This is a genomic window from Methylobacterium sp. B1 (assembly GCF_000333255.1).
GTDB lineage: Bacteria > Pseudomonadota > Alphaproteobacteria > Rhizobiales > Beijerinckiaceae > Methylobacterium > Methylobacterium fujisawaense.
Genome location: NZ_BACT01000405.1, coordinates 1 through 17878, shown reverse-complemented (window position 1 = coordinate 17878; position 17878 = coordinate 1). Strand labels below are relative to the sequence as shown.

General features: G+C 68.2%; 21 protein-coding genes and 1 pseudogene. 12 read left to right on the top strand and 10 right to left on the bottom strand.

All coding sequences use genetic code 11. The features are described from left to right. Nucleotides 1-637: 637 nt before the first annotated feature. The 4 genes from I53_RS31210 to I53_RS11710 form a co-directional block, all read right to left on the bottom strand. Nucleotides 638-1117, bottom strand: coding sequence for a class I SAM-dependent methyltransferase (locus I53_RS31210; protein ID WP_083936038.1), 480 nt, complete (start codon nt 1115-1117; stop codon nt 638-640). Between the two features lie 12 nt (nt 1118-1129). Continuing rightward, nucleotides 1130-1363 carry a class I SAM-dependent methyltransferase gene (locus I53_RS36120; RefSeq protein WP_187294342.1) on the bottom strand — a complete coding sequence of 78 codons (234 nt, stop codon included), beginning with the start codon at nt 1361-1363 and terminating at the stop codon, nt 1130-1132. 319 nt (nt 1364-1682) lie between these two features. Then, entirely contained in the window at nt 1683-1934 is a 252-nt protein-coding gene (locus I53_RS11715) for a hypothetical protein (RefSeq protein ID WP_043350800.1), read from the bottom strand. 16 nt (nt 1935-1950) lie between these two features. Then, nucleotides 1951-2196 (bottom strand): hypothetical protein, encoded by a 246-nt coding sequence (locus I53_RS11710; protein WP_043350796.1) that lies wholly within the window; start codon nt 2194-2196, stop codon nt 1951-1953. Nucleotides 2197-2347: 151 nt separating this feature from the next. On the opposite strand from I53_RS11710, the gene I53_RS11705 reads away from it, so the two are divergent. The 6 genes and pseudogenes from I53_RS11705 (at nt 2348) to I53_RS11685 (ending at nt 8286) form a co-directional block, all read left to right on the top strand. Beyond that, nucleotides 2348-2542, top strand: coding sequence for a hypothetical protein (locus tag I53_RS11705; protein WP_306307432.1), 195 nt, complete (start codon nt 2348-2350; stop codon nt 2540-2542). Between the two features lie 5 nt (nt 2543-2547). After that, nucleotides 2548-2838, top strand: a pseudogene (locus tag I53_RS35060) (LexA family protein); the annotation flags it as partial. Nucleotides 2839-3347: 509 nt separating this feature from the next. Beyond that, on the top strand, nt 3348-3677 hold the full coding sequence (locus I53_RS33165; protein WP_148291122.1) for a hypothetical protein: 330 nt from the start codon (nt 3348-3350) through the stop codon (nt 3675-3677). A gap of 31 nt (nt 3678-3708) precedes the next feature. Further along, on the top strand, nt 3709-3963 hold the full coding sequence (locus tag I53_RS11695) for a hypothetical protein (RefSeq protein ID WP_236961604.1): 255 nt from the start codon (nt 3709-3711) through the stop codon (nt 3961-3963). A gap of 35 nt (nt 3964-3998) precedes the next feature. Beyond that, nucleotides 3999-6566 (top strand): CheR family methyltransferase, encoded by a 2568-nt coding sequence (locus I53_RS11690; RefSeq protein WP_187294341.1) that lies wholly within the window; start codon nt 3999-4001, stop codon nt 6564-6566. Between the two features lie 664 nt (nt 6567-7230). Then, nucleotides 7231-8286, top strand: a complete 1056-nt coding sequence (locus I53_RS11685) for a zinc ribbon domain-containing protein (RefSeq protein ID WP_043350794.1) — start codon at nt 7231-7233, stop codon at nt 8284-8286. A gap of 117 nt (nt 8287-8403) precedes the next feature. On the opposite strand, the gene I53_RS11680 is transcribed toward I53_RS11685, so the two are convergent. Continuing rightward, nucleotides 8404-9480 carry a tartrate dehydrogenase gene (locus I53_RS11680; RefSeq protein ID WP_043350791.1) on the bottom strand — a complete coding sequence of 359 codons (1077 nt, stop codon included), beginning with the start codon at nt 9478-9480 and terminating at the stop codon, nt 8404-8406. A 256-nt stretch (nt 9481-9736) separates the two neighbouring features. Here I53_RS11680 and I53_RS11675 point away from each other — a divergent pair, with 256 nt between their 5' ends. The 4 genes from I53_RS11675 to I53_RS11660 all read left to right on the top strand — a co-directional run bounded on the left by I53_RS11675 (nt 9737) and on the right by I53_RS11660 (nt 12697). Beyond that, nucleotides 9737-10471, top strand: coding sequence for a response regulator transcription factor (locus I53_RS11675; protein WP_043350789.1), 735 nt, complete (start codon nt 9737-9739; stop codon nt 10469-10471). Continuing rightward, entirely contained in the window at nt 10471-11844 is a 1374-nt protein-coding gene (locus I53_RS11670) for a HAMP domain-containing sensor histidine kinase (RefSeq protein ID WP_043350786.1), read from the top strand. Before I53_RS11675 ends, I53_RS11670 begins: the two co-directional genes overlap by 1 nt. 184 nt (nt 11845-12028) lie before the next feature. After that, nucleotides 12029-12292 carry a GCG_CRPN prefix-to-repeats domain-containing protein gene (locus I53_RS11665; protein ID WP_043350784.1) on the top strand — a complete coding sequence of 88 codons (264 nt, stop codon included), beginning with the start codon at nt 12029-12031 and terminating at the stop codon, nt 12290-12292. Nucleotides 12293-12361: 69 nt separating this feature from the next. Beyond that, nucleotides 12362-12697, top strand: a complete 336-nt coding sequence (locus I53_RS11660) for a GCG_CRPN prefix-to-repeats domain-containing protein (protein ID WP_043350781.1) — start codon at nt 12362-12364, stop codon at nt 12695-12697. Between the two features lie 57 nt (nt 12698-12754). Here I53_RS11660 and I53_RS11655 read toward each other — a convergent pair whose 3' ends face one another. From I53_RS11655 to I53_RS11640, 4 genes are all read right to left on the bottom strand, one after another. Then, nucleotides 12755-13741 carry an inorganic phosphate transporter gene (locus I53_RS11655; protein ID WP_043350779.1) on the bottom strand — a complete coding sequence of 329 codons (987 nt, stop codon included), beginning with the start codon at nt 13739-13741 and terminating at the stop codon, nt 12755-12757. A gap of 15 nt (nt 13742-13756) precedes the next feature. Then, the gene (locus tag I53_RS11650) at nt 13757-14398 is read right to left on the bottom strand and encodes a DUF47 family protein (protein ID WP_043350776.1); all 642 of its coding nucleotides are present in this window, start codon (nt 14396-14398) and stop codon (nt 13757-13759) included. A gap of 135 nt (nt 14399-14533) precedes the next feature. Continuing rightward, nucleotides 14534-14791, bottom strand: coding sequence for a hypothetical protein (locus I53_RS11645; protein ID WP_043350773.1), 258 nt, complete (start codon nt 14789-14791; stop codon nt 14534-14536). Nucleotides 14792-14897: 106 nt separating this feature from the next. Continuing rightward, complete coding sequence (locus I53_RS11640) at nt 14898-15110, bottom strand: hypothetical protein (protein WP_043350771.1); 213 nt, start codon at nt 15108-15110, stop codon at nt 14898-14900. Nucleotides 15111-15587: 477 nt separating this feature from the next. Between I53_RS11640 and I53_RS11635 the strand changes: the two genes are divergently transcribed. After that, nucleotides 15588-15785: a hypothetical protein gene (locus I53_RS11635; protein WP_043350768.1), complete on the top strand. Its 198-nt coding sequence runs from the start codon at nt 15588-15590 to the stop codon at nt 15783-15785. Between the two features lie 122 nt (nt 15786-15907). Here I53_RS11635 and murI read toward each other — a convergent pair whose 3' ends face one another. Further along, nucleotides 15908-16783 (bottom strand): glutamate racemase, encoded by an 876-nt coding sequence (gene murI, locus I53_RS11630; RefSeq protein ID WP_043350765.1) that lies wholly within the window; start codon nt 16781-16783, stop codon nt 15908-15910. A 263-nt stretch (nt 16784-17046) separates the two neighbouring features. Between murI and I53_RS11625 the strand changes: the two genes are divergently transcribed. Beyond that, nucleotides 17047-17878 (top strand): DinB family protein (locus I53_RS11625; RefSeq protein WP_043350763.1); only part of this gene is annotated, 832 nt, incomplete at its 3' end.

Genomic DNA, 17878 nt, shown 5'->3' with positions numbered 1-17878 from the left:
AGTCCGGTAAGATCGCTGACACGCACGTTCCACCCCCTCGACCGTGCTCGGGCTCAATGACTCCGCCCCGTTGCGCTCCGCAAATACAGGCCTTCACTCCGCCGGTCAATAAAGGGAGCGCGGACTGGAGCCGACGCCGCATCCGATATCTGATTTCCGCGCGGTCTACGCCGACGTCAATATGGGGCGGTCGCTCAGGCTCAGCGATGAACCACGTCGCGATTATCGCCCTACGCGCCGCCTGTGAGGCAATGAGCTCACCGCATGCGACGCTCTGCCCGGCTCTTCCCGGACCAATCTTCAGCTTCGCCGTCGCCGCCGCGCTGGGTTGTATCGCGCCCCGATTTCCGGTGCGGAACCATCCTGTGGCCGGCATCGGTATGGCCCGGTGACCGCCGCGGACGTCCTGAACCCGAGCCGCCTTGCGTATCAGTTCGGCCAACACGTCGGCGAGATCAAGCGCTCCCCATCCAGGGAGCCTATCGAGGCCGGGCGAGCGGGTGCTCCGTAGGGGGAACGGCCCCTGAATCGCGCCCGTTCGATCGCAGCGGCTTCGGCCGAGGGACCCATCTTCGATTCAGCTCTACCGGCAGCCGCCGCGTGGCGCTTTCACTGTGACGGTCCCTCAGCCGCAACCCTAGGCCTTGTAGAGCACGAGAGCGTCTTGGCCCGCGTCGGTCGCTGACGATGGGAACAGCCCAGACCATGATCCGAACAGGATCGGGTATCGAAATTTGAGTTCGCTCGCCTCGATAATCTGCCTGACCTTCGGCACGGTGTAAGCAACGGCGCCCATTGGATGAACGGGATCATTGATGAAGCAACCGTCGGCGTAAAGATGCTCGAAGCGCAGATCGAAAATTGTCCGGTTCGTTGCGCGCGCCGATTTGGCGATTTCATCGTTAATGATGAAAAAGGTTGCAAAGACCATCCCACCTGGCTTCAATACGCGCCGAAATTCCTTGAGGTACAATGAGATATCATGTTCTGCCATGTGCGTGAATACAGACCACAATATTATTCGGTCAACAGAGTCCGACGCACAGGGAATTTCGAACTCATCCAGGGTCCGTGTTCCAAGAGGGTTGTGCAGCTGGTCCTTGATATCGAAATGCACAAATTTGAAATTTTAATACTTTGCAGAAATATTTTCGTTACACCAGTTTATTGATCTTTCGATGATGTCAATGCCAAGATATTTGCTTTGATCACTCAGGATCTTCGTCAATGGAATGGCATCACGACCAATGCCGCAACCGATCTCCAAGATATTGTGTTTGCTGTCAAGACGCAACAATTCCCTCAGGAGATATATATGACCGTCGGAAATAGCCTCGAAGCTGTCGGTTCCGCCTCCTGTCATGTTCAATAGATCTACCGGGATATTGTAGCCCCTAAATTCGAACATAAGTTTTGCCCAATATCCAACATCGCACCAATTTTGGTTGCGACTGATAGAACGGCTATACACTCACACAGACATGCTTTCGCAAGCGCGAAATTGCCCGTCCAAATCGGAGAGCACGCGGCGCGTGACTTTTAAGTCTCAGGTGGCTCATCCGTCCCGATCTCGGCGAGCAGATCGCATCCGGGCAGCGTCACGAACCACCGCGCCGCGCAGGGGCCGAGCCGTGTTCGCTCCGCGACAGGCCCGAGCCCCCAAAATGCCCGCAACCAGACGATCAGCCCTGCAAGCTCTCGGCGAAGTCGTCCGGCACCTCGCCCCACTGCCCGAGGATCGTGACGCCCTCCAGCTCGCCGGTCTCGTCGTCGGCCACAACCTTCAGCGCCGCCGCACCTGGCATCCGCTTGGCCAGGGTCTCGGCCTTCTTCAGCGCGCCGCTCTCCGTCTGCGCCGGCTCCTGGCGGGCCGGGCGCAGGCGCTTGCGGTGGATCTCGAACGGCTGCACCACGAAGCTGGTCGTCATCGCCATGGTGCCGATCCCGCCCTTACGCCGACGTGCCGCCGACCCGTACCGCAGTGAACGCGCGGAACAGCACGGGCCGGCCTGCGGCATCGCGCACGTCCACCGACCACACGGTCCAGTCCTGACAGCCGACCCCCTCCATCAGGCCCAGCGCCACCCGGTCCGCGTGCTGCCGGATCTCGCGGATGCTCGACAGCCACCGCCCCTGCAGGTCGAACACGGCATCACCGCCTCCCAGGCAGTGGAAGCGATAAAGCCTCCGCGGCATTGGCGTTTTCCCGACCTCTCCACACGTGCCCACTGCGATCTCCGCGGGATCCGACACGGCCATTGAACCACGCCGCACCATCGGGCTTTGTTCCCGATATGTTCTAGTCGAGGTTGTGATCCGGATGCATGCCCAACGGCACGAACCGCCTGTGGAGATCCGTCTGTCCGAGGCCGAGGTGATCGCCCTGGCCTATCACCGGGCCGCCTCCGGCGATGCCTGGGCCGCCCTCGTTCGGGCGGTGGAGGATGGGCTCACCGACCTGCGAGACGCCGAAGCGCGCGTGCTCGCCCAGGGTCGGCTGATCTCCCGCGGATACGCACGATGCCGCGCCGGGACGGCCTGAGCCCCGTGCCGGTCCACCCGATCGACGCGCTGCTGTTTGAGAGTCCCGACGCCGTCCGCGTGCCCCTGATCGGGCAGGCGCTGTGCGCCGGCTTCCCGTCGCCGGCCGACGACTTCCTGGAAGGCGCGCTGGAACTGCCGCGCTGGCTCGTGCCGAACCCGCCCGCCACCTTCCTGTGGCGGATCAGGGGCTCGTCCATGGAGGGCGCCGGCATCTACGACCGCGATCTCGCGCCACTGTCGCACTCTCCGCGTGCGTCGGCGCGCTGGACCGGACACGGTCCGATGATGGCGGCTCTGGACGCCTACAACGCGCGCTGGGGCCGCGGCAGAATGGTGCCGGCGCGGGCGGACCTAGAAAGCCGGCGCTGAGCACAACGTTCGGGATACGGACACCGCGCTACACGACGCAGGTGGAGGGAGCTGCCGGTGGCGCACGCATCGGATGCGTGCCGTCCGTCTTCACGACGGTTTGGGGTGGATTTCTGCCGGTCCGTTTTCGGGCGGTTTGGCGATGTATCAGACATCGCCGTCCCACCCGTCCTCGACCCAAAGCAAACCCTGGAACGGTCCGCTTTGCGGTGGTCGGCGAAGAGGTGACCTGGAAATTTGACGCGTATCCTCGCATCCCTTCGCCTCAACCGAAGAGCTGGAAGAACCAACTTATGATGGATGCTGACGATTGATCCCTCTTATTGCGATCGAACTCGATCTTCGGATTGATGCACCCAGAAATTGAGTGCACGATACCAGGCTCCGCGCTGAAGTCGTCCACGCGCGGGCATGCAGTGCAACTCGGAGCGCCCATGACCGACCGCCCTCACGCAGATCGGTACCTTGAGGTTGCCCGTGAGCTGCGTGCGGCAGCCGAGGAGACGCGGCGGACGCTCCAGGCTTCCCGCGATCTCGTGCGGCGCGCCCGCGAACAAGACACCGCTCGACCGCAGGCACCCAATGAGAGCGACCACCCAGGCCCCTCGAAACGGTTGGTAACAAGCCTGATCGATGCCTACGAGGCCGCGGAAGACGATACCGACACCCAGACCCGCCTGCTTCTCGGGCGTGTGCTCAATCATGTCGGGCGTCGCGTCGCTGGCGTGATTGGACCGCGGTCGGCCGGGATCGCTGTGCATTGATCGACGCGACGCAGGGATCGGCGGAAAGGTCATGATGAACGGTGACGATCCGCAAGACGACGCCCGCGGCTCTCTATTCCGCATCGCCCAGACCCTGGGCGTCCCGGTCGCGACCTTTCTGACGCCCGATCCTGCCGATATGCCGGCAATCGAAACTGTCGATGAGGGCGCGAATCATCTCGCCGAAGCGGTAGCGCTGCTGCGGTTGTTCGTGCGGCTGAAGAGCCCCGAGGCCCGGGCACGCTGCCTCGCCTACGTCGTGCAGGAAGCCACGCACCAAAGTTGATCCGCGCGGCCATCCTCGACGTTGGGCGAGAACGCATGATGCCGGGACCCAACGAACGGCGCGGCCTCGATCCGAAGGTTCAGAACGCGGTGATAGATCAGGACCACTTTCCGATCGTCGGCATCGGCGCATCCGCGGGCGGCATCGAGGCGATGCGGGGCTTCTTCCGCGGAGTGCCGGAGACGCTCAGGGCCGCCTTCGTCGTCGTCACGCATCTCGGCCGGGAGCACAAGAGCCTGCTCCCGGACGTGCTGGCGCGGCTCACGCCGCTCAAGGTCGAGGCCGCCGCCGACGGTGTGCCGGTCGAGCCGGGCACCGTCTACGTCATGCCGCCCGGTTGCGTCATGGGCATCGCGAACGGCCGGCTGACGTTGACACCGCTCGGGGCGGCCCGCGAGACCAAGCCGATCGACATTTTCCTAACCGCCCTGGCCCTCGACCAGGGCGAGCGCGCGGTCGGCGTGATCCTGTCCGGCGGCGACGGCGACGGCGCCATCGGCGTCAAGGCGATCAAGGAGCACGGAGGCCTGACCCTGGCCCAGACCGCGGATGGCTACGGCCCCGAGACCGCCGACATGCCGCTCAGCTCGCTGCGGACCGGCTTCGTCGATTTCGGCGAGATGGCCGAGCATATGGGCGACCGGATCGCAGCGCATGTCGCTGCGCACGTCGCCGCAGCGCCGGACGCGCAGGTCGACGCGGTCCCGCGGGAGCACGACGCCGAGTTCCTCACCGAGATCTTCACCATCCTCCGCCGGCAGGTCGGCCACGACTTCTCGGGGTACAAGCCCAGCACCTTCGTGCGGCGCCTGCAACGGCGCATCAGCGTCGTCGGCGCGGCCGGGCCGGACGGCTACCTCAAGCTTCTGCGTGCCGACCCGGCTGAGGTCGGGGTGCTGTTCCGGGACCTGCTGATCGGCGTGACGAACTTCTTCCGCGACACCGCGGCCTTCGAGGCCCTGACCACCCAGGTCATCCCCAAATTGCTCGACGCACGCGCGGCGACCGATGTCGTACGGATCTGGGTGCCGGCCTGCTCGACCGGCGAGGAGGTCTACTCCCTGGCCATCCTCCTGCGCGAGCACATGCTCACCCTGGCGGATCCGCCGCCCGTGCAGATCTTCGCCACCGACATCGACGAGCGCGCGCTCACAGTCGCGCGGACTGGCCGCTACCCGAGCGCCTACCTGTCCGCCGTCTCTTCCGAGCGGATCGCGCAGCACTTCGTCGTCGAAGGCGACAGCGCGGTCGTCGCGAAGGCCGTACGCGACCTGTGCACCTTCGCCCCTCACAGCGTGCTGCGGGACCCGCCGTTCTCACGCCTCGATCTCGTCTCCTGCCGCAACCTGATGATCTACCTCGGCATCGAGGCCCAGCAGCAGTTGTTGCCGGTGCTGCACTACGCCCTGCGTCCACGCGGCTACCTGTTCATCGGCATGTCCGAGAACGTGACGCGGTTCGAGGACCTGTTCGAGACGATCGACAAGCAGCACCGCATTTTCCAGGCTCGCGACGCGATCCCGCCCGTCCGGTTGCGGCCGATATCCGGGGCGGAACCGCCGATCTTTGGGAGTGTGGGCCAGGCGCAGCGGCGGAACGTGACGACGCACGCGGCCCTGCGGCACGCGGTCGAGACGCAGATGCTGTCCGAGTTCACGCCGCCCCACGCGGTCGTGACGCGGACCGGCGAGGCCGTGCACTATTCGTCGCGGATCGGCGATCACCTCGAGGTCGTGCCTGGCCAGCCGACCCGGGAGCTGGCCGCGATGGCGCGCAAGGGCCTGCGGCTGGATCTCCGGACGGCCCTGCGCGAGGCGATCGAGGGCAACACCCTGGTCGTTCGGGACGGCATAGGCGTCGAGCTGCCGGACGGCCGTTTCCAATCGATCTCTCTGGTGGTCAAGCCGCTGAACACGCCCGGCGCAATCGAGCCACTGTTCCTGGTCGTGTTCAAAGAGGCCGCCGCACCCTTGGAGAAGGAACGCCAGCAAGCGCTCGAGGCGAACGAGCGGGACACGGCGCTCCAAGGCCTGGAGCGCGAATTGAGCGTCACGCGCGAACGGCTTCAAGCTGTGATCGAAGAATACGAGACCTCCCTTGAGGAGCTCAAATCCTCGAATGAGGAACTCCACTCCGTCAACGAGGAGATGCAGGCCGCCAACGAGGAGCTCGAGGCTTCGAAGGAGGAGACGCAGTCTCTGAACGAGGAGCTTCAGACGGTGAATTTCGAGCTCTCGTCCAAGATCGAGGCCATCGACCAGTTGATCGACGATCAGGCTACGCTGTTCGAGGGCATGAACGTCGCGAGCGTGCTATTGACGTCGGATCTCCGCATTCGCATGTTCACCAGCGCAGCGGCGCAGATCTTCGGCTTGCAGCCGAGCGACGTCGGCCGGTCCCTGCGCAACTTCTCGGCGCCGATCCCCCTGACATGGCTGCTGGACGAGATCCCGGCGGTGCTGAGGGCAAACCGGCCCTCCGAGCGGATAGTCGAGGGGGCGGACGGGGCGCGCTACAGGGTCCGGTTGATTGCCTCGTCCCGCAAGGGCAGCCAGATGCCCGGGATTGTCGCCAGCTTCACGAACTTGCTGGAGCAGGAATGACCGGCCGGTCCGCACGCCGCGCCCAGGATGTCGGCTGCCAGCACGCCGGCGTGACCGGACACGGTCGGCTGAGTGATCGCGGAGAGGGTCGGCACGGCTTTGCAGGGCCCGGCCGCCTACGGTCTTAGAGAAGAGCAGATCGTATAGCCAACCTACGCCGGAGGTGGGTTGTCCGGTTCAAAGCGAAGCGCCGGGATCCGCCTATCACCTTGAGCGCGAGTCACCAGATCGCCGACGAATGACCGGTTGCGGAAAAGGCCGAGGGTGATCCGGGTGGCCGAGTTGAGTCGAAAGCAGCCCGTCACTGAACCGGTTACCGATGAAGCATCCCAGGCACTACGCCAAAGTCGGCACGGGACAGATCGAATAAAAAGTATGCGCATCAAAATCTAGGCCTGTGTCACACCAAGCCACATGAGCCTTGTTTTTACTCAGTTATTTTACGTCTTCCCTGGACACCAAATATTTGACATTAGCGCGCCAAAGCGTTGGCGGGCTCTATTGTTTCCGAGATGCGCCGAGCCCGAGCGTCCCGCCCGAGATCCGATCTCGATCGGTCCTGCAGACATGGCGGCGGCGACCCGGCCGTCGGCCTCGCCCGCATATCCCACCGGCCGCCGCACGCTATAAAGCCCCGCTTGGGTTTTCGGCGAGGGCGATTCGCGTGCGGTCCGGTTCAAGACTCTCCGAACGCTGGTTCACGCTGGCGCTCTGGCTCGTCGCGGTGGTCTTCGCGTGGTTTCTCATCGGGCTGGGATCGCTGGTCGTCGGCGATCTGCCGCAGGTCGAGCACCGCTATACCCTCGAGCAGTTCCTCGACACCGATCAGGCCAGAGCCTCGGCCGAGGCCCTGAAGCAGATCCGTCGGGAGCAGGACGACAACCGGCGGCAGGTCGAGCAGGATCGGCTCGCCCTCGAGGCGGCCCAGTCCGCCTCGGAGGGGGCGCGCGAGACCTTCGCCAACTGGCTGAAGACCCGGGACGCCACGCAGCGGGTCGACCAGGATCCCGGCCTGATCGCGCGCACGCAGCAACTCGATGCCCTGAAGGCCGCCGAGCGCACCATCGAGGAGCGCCTCGCGGCCCGGGCGCAGGCGGGACTCGAGCAGTCCGAGCGGGAGGCGACGCGGCTGCGGATGGACGACGAGCTGCGCGCGGCGGCGCAGAAGCAGCTCGACGCGGCCGAGCGCGGCCAGGAGTTGCGCGTCTTCGCCTACCGGCTCGCCCTGACGCTGCCGCTGCTGGCCCTGGCCGGATGGCTCCTGCTCAAACGGCGGCATACCCGCAACTGGCCGTTCGTCTGGGGCTTCGCCCTGGCGGCGGCCTTCGCCTTCTTCGTCGAACTCGTGCCGTACCTGCCGAGCTACGGCGGCTACGTGCAGTACGGCGTCGGCGTGATCGTGACCCTGGTCGCGGGCCGCGCCGCGATCAATGCCCTGTACGCCTACCGCGCGCGACAGGCCGTGGTGGAGGCGCGACCGGACGCCGAGCGGCGGACCGAGATCGCCACCGACCAAGCCCTGGCCCGTCTCGCCAAGAAGGTCTGCCCCGGCTGCGAGCGGCCGCTCGCCCTCGACGATGCGAGCACGAATTATTGCCCCCATTGCGGGCTCGGCATCTTCGCACAGTGCCCGTCCTGCACGCATCGCAAGAGCACCTTCGAGCGCTTCTGCCGGGCCTGCGGCACCCCGAGCCCGGATCTCGCGACCCCGGTCCCGTAGCGGGCGCGCCGCCGCCCGCCCGGACCATCGCACCGCATCGCATCGCAGATCGACGCTATGCCGCCGGATCGTCCCCGCAGGCGCGACGCGGAACGCGGCGATCCGGCCCGGCACCCCTCAGGCGTTGTCGCCCCGGATCGCCGCGATGACCGCGTCGGTGACCTGTCGCGTCGTCGCCCGTCCACCCAGATCGGGGGTGTGCAGGCTCGGATCCGCGGTGACGCGCTCCACCGCACGCATCAGCCGCTCGGCCGCCGGCTTCTCGCCGAGGTGCTCCAGCATCTGACACGCCGTCCAGAAGGTCGCGACCGGATTGGCGATTCCCTGGCCGGCAATGTCGAAGGCCGAGCCGTGGATCGGCTCGAACATGGACGGGAAAGTGCGCTCCGGGTTGATGTTGGCGGTCGGCGCGATGCCGAGGGACCCGGCGAGCGCCGCCGCGAGGTCCGACAGGATGTCGGCGTGCAGGTTCGTCGCCACGATCGTGTCGAGGGTCTCAGGCTTCATCACCATGCGCATCGTCATGGCGTCGACCAGCATCTTGTCCCAGGTGACGTCGGGAAAGTCCCGGGCGACCTCGGCGGCGATCTCGTCCCACATCACCATGGCGTGGCGCTGGGCGTTGGACTTGGTGACCACCGTGAGCCGCTTGCGCGGGCGGGAGCGGGCGAGTTCGAAGGCGTAGCGGATGATCCGGTCGACGCCCGAGCGGGTCATCATCGAGACATCGGTGGCGACCTCGTTGGGATGGCCCTGGTGGACCCGGCCGCCGACGCCCGCATACTCGCCCTCCGAGTTCTCCCGGACGATCACCCAGTCGAGCTCCGGCCCCGAGACGTGACGCAGCGGGCTGGTGATGCCCGGAAGGATCCGGGTCGGGCGGACATTGGCGTACTGGTCGAAGGGCTGGCAGATCGCGAGGCGCAGCCCCCACAGGCTGATGTGATCGGGCACGTCCGGCGCGCCCACAGCGCCGAAGAAGATCGCGTCGTGGTTCCGGATCTGCGCGCGGCCGTCGGCCGGCATCATCACGCCGTGCGTCTTGTAATAGTCCGAGCCCCAATCGAAGTGGTCGAAGCGGAACCGGAACGTTCCGGCCTTCTCGGCGAGGGCGTCGAGCACCGCGATGCCGGCGGCGATGACCTCCACGCCGATGCCGTCCGCAGGAATGGCGGCGATGGTGTAGGTCTTCATGAGGGATCTCCGAGCGTATCGGGGAGATCTGGCGCCGCTTCCGATCCCGTCGAGACGAGGGACCGCAGTTCGGCGATCCGCCGGGCCCGTCGCATCCTCGCGACGCGCCCACACGCGCGGCGGCCGCACCGGTCGCGTCCAGCGCCCGGCGGGCAACGCCCGGAACGGCCCGGCCACTCCCGACGGCCCATGTAACGTTTTGTGACACCGTGCAGTTTCGCGTTGCCGTCCCGCCGGCCGCCCCTATGCTCGCCCCATGCACGAGGGCACCACCATCGCCATCGTCGAGGACGATCCCGACATCCGCGCCCTCCTCGCCGGCTATCTGGAGGGCGAGGGGTTCCGCGCCGTCGCCCTCGACGGCGGCACCGCACTCGACCGGCTGCTCGCATCTGGCCCGGCGCCGGACCTCATCGTCCTCGACTGGATGCTGCCGGGCGAGGACGGCCTGTCCATCTGCCGCCGCCTGCGCGAGGCGGACGGCCCGCCCATCGTCATGCTGACCGCGAAGGACGAGGATATCGACCGGGTCCTCGGCCTGGAGATGGGCGCCGACGACTACGTCTCGAAACCCTTCAACCCACGGGTCCTGCTCGCCCGGATCCGCGCCGTCCTGCGCCGGGCCAACGGCGCCGGCGCCCCGGCCCCCGAGGCCGCGCCCGAGCGGCTGAGCGTCGCCGACCTCGTCGTCGATCTGGCGGCCCGCAAGGTGATGATCGGCGACCCGGCCTCCGAGGTCCCTCTGACCAGCGCCGAGTACGACCTGCTGCACTGCTTCGTCACCCGGCCGCAGCGGGTGCTCTCGCGCGACCAGCTTCTCGACTGGACCCGCGGCCGAACCGCCGATGCCTTCGACCGGACCATCGACGTTCAGGTCAGCCGCCTGCGGCACAAGCTCGACGCCGCCGGCAGCCAGGCCGCGGCCCTCCTCAAGACCGTGCGTAACGCCGGCTACATCCTGGCCGCCCCGGTCCGCTCCGGAACGCCGTGATGGGCCGCGTCGGCCTCCTCGGACGCATCATGCTGCTCCTGCTGGGCGCGCTCTCCCTGCTCGTCCTCGCCACGGTGGCCCTCGATCACTGGCAGCGCCGACAGGAGCGTTGGCCCTACGCCACGCGGTTTCCGCGCGTCGATCAGGCCGCCGGCATCATGACGTTGCTGCGCGACGCCGATCCGGCCCAGAGGCCGGCCATCCTGAAGGCCGTGAGCGGCGAAGCGCTGCAAACGGAGATCGTCGATGCGCAACCCGACCGGGCCGACCTGATCCGCGAGCCCCGCCTCGAAGCCCGTCTGCGCCGGATGACGGCCGAATCCGCCGACCGCGTCCAGGCCTATACCGACACCGCCCTGCTGCGCCGCGGCGTCGGCCCGGCCGATATCGACAAGGCGGAGCGGGCCGGACCGATCGGGCGCCTCGCGATGGCGACCTATCGGTTGCCCGATGGCCGCGTCGCGGTGATCCATGCCACCGAACGCCGCCGCTCGCTCATGCCGTGGCTGTTCGGCCAGCCCCTGAGCCTCTGGGTCGCGGTGCTGGGCGCGGTGGCGGCCGGTCTCGTCCTGGTCGGCACGCGGCACGAGCTCGCGCCGCTGCGGCGCTTGACGGACGCGGTCTCCCGCTTCGACGGCCGCGCCCCGGAACGGATGAGCGCGCCCACGGGCGCCCCCGAGATCCGGCGTCTCGCCCAGGCGGTGCAGGGCATGCAGGAGCGGATCGCCGGCCTCATGGCCGAGCGCTCCTTGCTGATCGGAGCCATCTCGCACGACCTCAAGACCTACCTGACGCGACTGCGCCTACGCGCCGAGGCGGTGGCCGAGCCGGCGCTCCGGGAGAAGCTGGTGGCCGATCTCGACGCCATGACCGCGCTGATCGAGGCGTCCCTGGGATTTGCCCGGGGCACCGCCGTCGAGGCGACCCGCGCGCCGGTGGATCTCGCCGATCTCGTCGCCGTCGAGGTCGCCGAGCACGCGGCCCAGGGCGCGCCCATCAGCCTGACCGGCGAGGAGGTGCGGGACGCCACGGTGGCCGGCGACGCGGTCGCCCTGCGCCGCGTCGTGGCCAACCTGATCGGGAACGCCGTCAAGTTCGGGCGCTCGTCGGTGTCGGTGGCGGTGAGCCGGGCCGGAACGGTCTGCCGGATCGTTGTCGAGGATGACGGGCCGGGCATCCCCGAGGCGGAGCGGACGGCGGTGTTCAGCCCCTATTACCGGGTCGAGCGGTCGCGGAGCCGGCAGACCGGCGGGACAGGCCTCGGTCTCGCCATCAGCCGCCAGATCGCGGAGGCCCATGGCGGCACGGTGGTGGCGGAAGCCGGCGCCAACGGCGGCGCACGCCTCGTCGTGACCCTGCCGGGCCTGTCCTGAGCGGCACGCGGCAACGGCCGCGCAACCGGCGGTTACACAACGTTACAGGACTGCGCATCCCGGTCACATCGGGGAAGCGTGCAGGGACGAACCTTCGCTCATACGCCGCGGCCAATACCCCGCCCCGGCGCGGGCCGTCGGCCGAGAGGCCGCGCCAGCCCGATCGAGCAGAAGGAGATCATCGATGTTGAAGAGCCTTGCCCCGGCCGTCTTCCTCGCCAGCCTCGCGGTGCCCGCCTCGGCGCTGCCCCTGGTCCAGGACGCGGTCGCCACCGGCTTCGACGGCGCCCGGATCGTCCAGGTCTACGGCGGCTGCGGCCCCTACGGGCATCGCGGCCCCTACGGCGGCTGCCGGACCGGCGGGCAATGGGGCGGCTATGTCCGCGGCCGCTCCTGCCCGGCCGGTTTCCACATCGGTCCCTACGGCCGCCGCTGCTGGCCGAACTGAGCCGCCGCATCGCCTGATCGCACCCTGTCCCTCGTCCGGCCTTGCGGCCGGACGCCCATGGAGTGAGTCATGATCCGTACCCTCGTCGTGCCCGTGGCGCTCGCCGCGGGAGTCCTGATGGCCGGTTCGAGCGCCGAGGCGCGCGACGGCTGCGGGCCCGGTTTTCACCGCAACATCTACGGCTGGTGCCGGCCGAATCTCGGCTACGGTCCGGTGGTCTACGTCCCGGCCTATCGGCGCGTCGGCTACCGGTGGCATTACGGCTACCGCTACGGCTGGCACCGCCGGTTCGCATGGCACGGCGGCTCCCGCTGGGGCGGCTTCCGCCGTGTCGGCTGGCATGGTGGCTGGCACGGCGGTTGGCACCGCGGCTGGCATCACGGCGGCTGGCATCACCGCTGGTGACCCCGCGCCGGATCCGGCCCCGCCCGTCGCGGGGCCGCAACCGGTCCGCGGGCCGTCCTACGGCAGCACGAGGCCCGATGCCGCGTAGGTCAGGGCCGCGACCAGGGCCGCGGCCGGCATCGTGATCACCCAGGCGATCACGATGCCCTGCGCCACGTTCCAGCGGACCGCCGAGACCCGGCGCGCAGCCCCGACGCCGACGATGGCGCCGGTGATCGTGTGGGTGGTCGAGACCGGGATGCCGAAGGCCGTCGCGGCGAACAGGGTCGCGGCGCCTCCGGTCTCGGCGCAGAAGCCCTGCAGGGGCGTCAGGCGCGTGATCTTCGAGCCCATCGTGTGGACGATGCGCCAGCCGCCCAGAAGGGTGCCGAGCGCCATGGCGCCCTGACAGGACAGCACGACCCAGAGCGGCACATGAAAGGCCCCGCTCTCGCCGTGGGCGTAGAGCAGGGCGGCGATGATGCCCATGGTCTTCTGGGCGTCGTTGCCGCCGTGGCCGAGGGAGTAGAGCGAGGCCGAGACGAATTGCAGGCCCCGGAACAGCCCGTCCACCGCGTGCGGCGTCGAGCGGATGAAGATCCATGAGACCGCCAGCATCAGCACCAGGCCGAGGGCGAAGCCGAGGGCCGGCGACAGGACGATGGCGGCGCTGGTGGCGATCACGCCGGGCCAGACGATCACGCCCATCCCCGCCTTGGCGATGCCGGCGCCGAGCAGGCCGCCGATCAGGGCGTGCGAGCTCGAGGACGGGATGCCGGCATACCACGTGATCAGGTTCCAGCTGATCGCCCCGCCGAGCGCGCCGAGAATCACCCGGTCGTCCACCGCCGCGACGTCGATGATGCCCGAACCCACGGTTCCGGCGACGTGGAGCCCGAAGACCAGGAAGGCCACGAAGTTGAAGAACGCCGCCCAGAATACGGCGTAGCGGGGCGCCAGCACCCGCGTCGACACGATGGTGGCGATGGAGTTCGCGGCATCGTGCAACCCGTTCAGGAAATCGAAGACCAGCGCCAGGGCAATGAGGACGATGAGGAATGTCACGCGGCGGCCTGCAGCTTAAACGTGTTCGACGACGATGCTGCTGATCTGGTTCGCCACGTCCTCGAACCGATCCATGACCTTCTCCAGGTGGCCGTAGAGTTCCGACCCGACGATGAAGGCCATGGGGTCCTGTCCCGACGCCTTGAACAGGGCCTTCAACCCGTCATTGTGCAGGTCGTCGGCCCGCCCCTCCAGCTCGATGACGCGCTCGGTCAGGCCGTTCAGCGCAGTGGCATTCTCGCCGAGCGCCCGCAGCTTCGGCAGGGCCTCGGCGGTGACCTGCGCGGCCTCCTGAATGACCGCCCCCATCTCGCGCATCGCCGGCTCGAAGGTGGTCACCTCGAAGAGCTGGACCGCCTTGGCGGTCTTGAGCATCTGGTCGATGGCGTCGTCGAGGGACCCGACCAGGGCCTGAATATCGCTGCGGTCGAAGGGCGTGATGAAGGTCCGGCGGACCGCCAGAAGCGCCTCCCGGGTGATCGCGTCCGCGGCATCCTCATGGGCCGCGATCGCCGTGTAGGCCGCCGGTACGGCTTGCGTGCCGTCGAGGAGCGACCGAAGCGCGGCGGCGCCGTCCGTGAGCGTCGCGGCATGACGCTCGAACAGGTCGAAGAACCGGTCCTCTCGCGGCATCAGGGCCCGAAACCAAGCCAGCATGTCGTGTCCGGGTCGAGAGGTCGGCGGTATCCGCCGGGCGCGAAAACGCCCGGCAGGCACAACGGGCGAAAGCGCCGGCCGATCCGGCGGCCGGGATACAATCGACCGTTGCTGATCGCCCTCCGGCCGCCCGGCTCAGCAGGCTTGTCCCGTGGAGGCGTGAAGCCAGCCGAAATCCACCGGGTAACCGAGGCCATGCAGCATCTTCACCCGCTTCCAGGAGGCCGACCGCGCCAAGGCTGCGTCTTGTCCGGCCTCGATCTCGGCGCTCTCCATTTCCTGAAGCTCGCGGCTCAGCGCCTCGCGCAGGCCCGCGTCCTTCATGTTGCCGAGGGCGGCAGTGAAGGCCTGCTCGGCGATCCGAACCTGATCACAAATCTGACGCACGCTCATCAGTCCCCAACCCTCCCGCGCGGCGTGAACACTGCGATCCCGCAGTCCATCAGAGATTATCATGCGCATGGTCGCCGGGAGATGTACGTCTTTGGTGCAGCGGCCCTCACCGCATCGGGAGCGGCCCGATGCGCCGTGCCACCCGCGGCGGACGCCGCCACCGGCGCTTGCGTCCGAAGGTCCGGCGCGGATCCGGCACGCGCGGATCCACCTCGTTCCTCCGGCTAAGGCCCGGCTGGAAGCTCGCCCCGATCGCCACGATCGCGGCCGACCCGATCAGCGCGACGAGCGCCGCGCCCCAAAACATGCTCTCGAACATCAGGCACTCCCGGAGCGGAGCCCCGCCGCAGGCCGCTCGGACCCGCGGGCGATCACGAATCAAGCTAAACCATACTCTCGAATGCGATCAACGCCCAGTATCGAGCTGTATTCAGCTTTCGACATCTGATCGAAGCCCGCCATTGGTTCAAATCGTCCCTGAACGTGTCGGCGCCGTCGGCGCGCTGCGGCCGACGGACCGGCTCCTCCGTCTGTGCGGTGACGCACCGCGCATGCGCCGCGGCCGTCCACCTGTCGCCCCATTCCGGTGCGACACGGCGATCATCCGCTTTCCGGTCGAACGCACCATCATCGTCTTCACGGCGAAGACGATTCTGACCCGCGCCCCGGACCCGGCTGACGCAGCCGGCCCCGGCCTTCGGCAACGGATCGGACGAGGCGATCGAGGGCGGAATTTACGGGGCGTTCATCCTCCGGGTGTCCGATCCGGATGGTCAGAGGCGGAGAAGCGGAAGCGATGCCGAGCGAAACCAACAGGCCGCACCAGGATGCGCCCGCTCAGGAGCCGATCCTCGAACTCTGGCGGATCATCGCCCTCGCGCTGATCGTCGCCGCCGGCATGCTGTTCGTCCACCTGATCGTTCCGACCGAAGCCGATGCGTCCGCAGCCCCGTCGACGACCATGCCGCGTGCCGCCGGCCTCAGCGCCTCCTGAGGGGCGCGTGGGCCGGACACGGCACTGAGGGCCGGGCCCGGCGGCGCTCACACGAGCGGTCGGGCGGATGCGCATCCCAGGGCTCAGGCGCCCGTTGTGGCGCCCGCGATCGCCGCGCCCGTCTACTGCATCGGCAACGGGATCGACTCCACGCCGACCTCACCGATTCCCCGGGCCGCGAGGGCTGTGCGCAGGGCGTCGGTCAGGCAGCTTCCGNCCGTGAAGGCGCCGAGCGCGGAGCCGTGCCGATCCGCCTCGCGCGGGAGCGGGCCGATCAGCTGCACGACGCGCCGGGCGATGGCGGGGGCCGGGTCGATCCAGGTCACCGGCCAGGGCGCCACGGCCTGCAGGCGCGGAAGCAGCAGGGGATAGTGGGTGCAGGCGAGGCAGATCACGTCGGTGCGCCGGCCGTCCGCCTCGGTGACGAAGCAGGGGGCGATCTCCGCGGCGAGGGCGGCATCGTCCACCGGCGCGCCGGCGAGCTCGGCTTCCGCGTAGCCGGCGAGATTCTGCGAGCCGATCCGCGTGACCGCGCAGGCGCCGGCATAGGTCGCGATCAGGTCGCTCGTGTAGGACCGCGCCACCGTGCCGGGCGTCGCCAGCAGGGTTATCATCCGGGAGCGCGTCACCTCGGCCGCGGGCTTGATCGGCGGCACCACGCCCACGAAGGGCGTCGTGAAGCGCTGCCGGAGCGCCGGAAGCACCAGCGTCGAGGCGGTGTTGCAGGCGATTACGACGAGATCAGGCCTGTGGGTCGCGACGAGCCGCTCCATCACGGTGAGGACGCGGGCGACGAGGGGCGCCTCCCCGAGCCGGCCATAGGGGAAGGCGGCATCGTCGCCGACATAGACGTAACGGGAATCCGGGCGGGCGCGCCGCACGGCGTCGAGGACGGTGAGGCCGCCGAGCCCGGAATCGAAGACCAGGATGGTCGGCTCGGCGGCACTGCGCAGCGCCGCGGCGGACAGGCTGGCCCCGGCCATCAGATCGATCCGCATGAGAACCCGGACTCCTCGAAGAGCGTCCCAAAATCTCGGCCGTGAGGGTTAAGGCGATCTCACTGCGGCGAGAGAAAGATCCGCGATCCCCAACCCGTTCCGTTAACCGCCGCGCGTCCGCGGCGAAGTGCCCCCAGACCGGCTGCGCCGAGCCGATGCTCGTCGGAGAGGTTGTCGGACCACAACCGGGACATATCTTCTGCCGGCCGGCCCGGAATCGAGGAAATGGTTCTCGGTGCGGCAGGATTAAGGGGATCATCGTCATGGCAGCGACGGCCGCACTGCGTCCGGACGAGACGCACGACCCCCGGGCACCGGCCTTTCCGCCGCCGCCCGTCACCGCACGACCGATCGATCGCGCCGCGTGGATCGCGGCCTTCCGGCAGGTCCGGAACGAGACCGAGCGCCGCGCCGCACCGCTCTCGCCGGAGGACCAGCAGGTCCAGTCCATGGCGGATGCGAGCCCGACCAAGTGGCACCGGGCGCATGTCACGTGGTTCTTCGAGCAGTTCCTGCTGCGGGAGCATCTGCCGGGCTACGCCATCTACGACGCGCGGCTACACTACCTCTTCAACTCGTACTACGTGGCGGCCGGCCCGCGGCAGCCGCGCATCCAGCGGGGCATGATCACCCGCCCGACCATGGCCGAGGTCGCTGCCTACCGGGCCCATATCGACCGCGCCGTCGAGACCCTGCTGAGCCAAGCCTCCGATCGCGCCCTGGAGATGGTGCTGCCGATCCTGGAGATCGGCCTCTATCACGAGCAGCAGCACCAGGAATTGCTCCTCACCGACATCCTCCACGCCTTCGCGCAGAATCCGCTCAATCCCGCCTACGATCCGGACTGGCGCTTCCCGGACGCAGCCGCGCAGCGCGGTCAGGTCGAGCTCCGCCGGGAGATCGCCTGGATCGGCCACACGGGAGAGGGGTTCTCGTTCGACAACGAATCCCCCCGCCACGAGACGCTGATCCCGGCCGGCCGCATCGACCGGGCGCTGGTGACCAACCGCCAGTGGCTCGGCTTCCTGGAGGACGGCGGCTATGCCAAGCCCGAGCTGTGGCTCTCGGACGGCTGGTATGCCGGTCCGGCGGAAG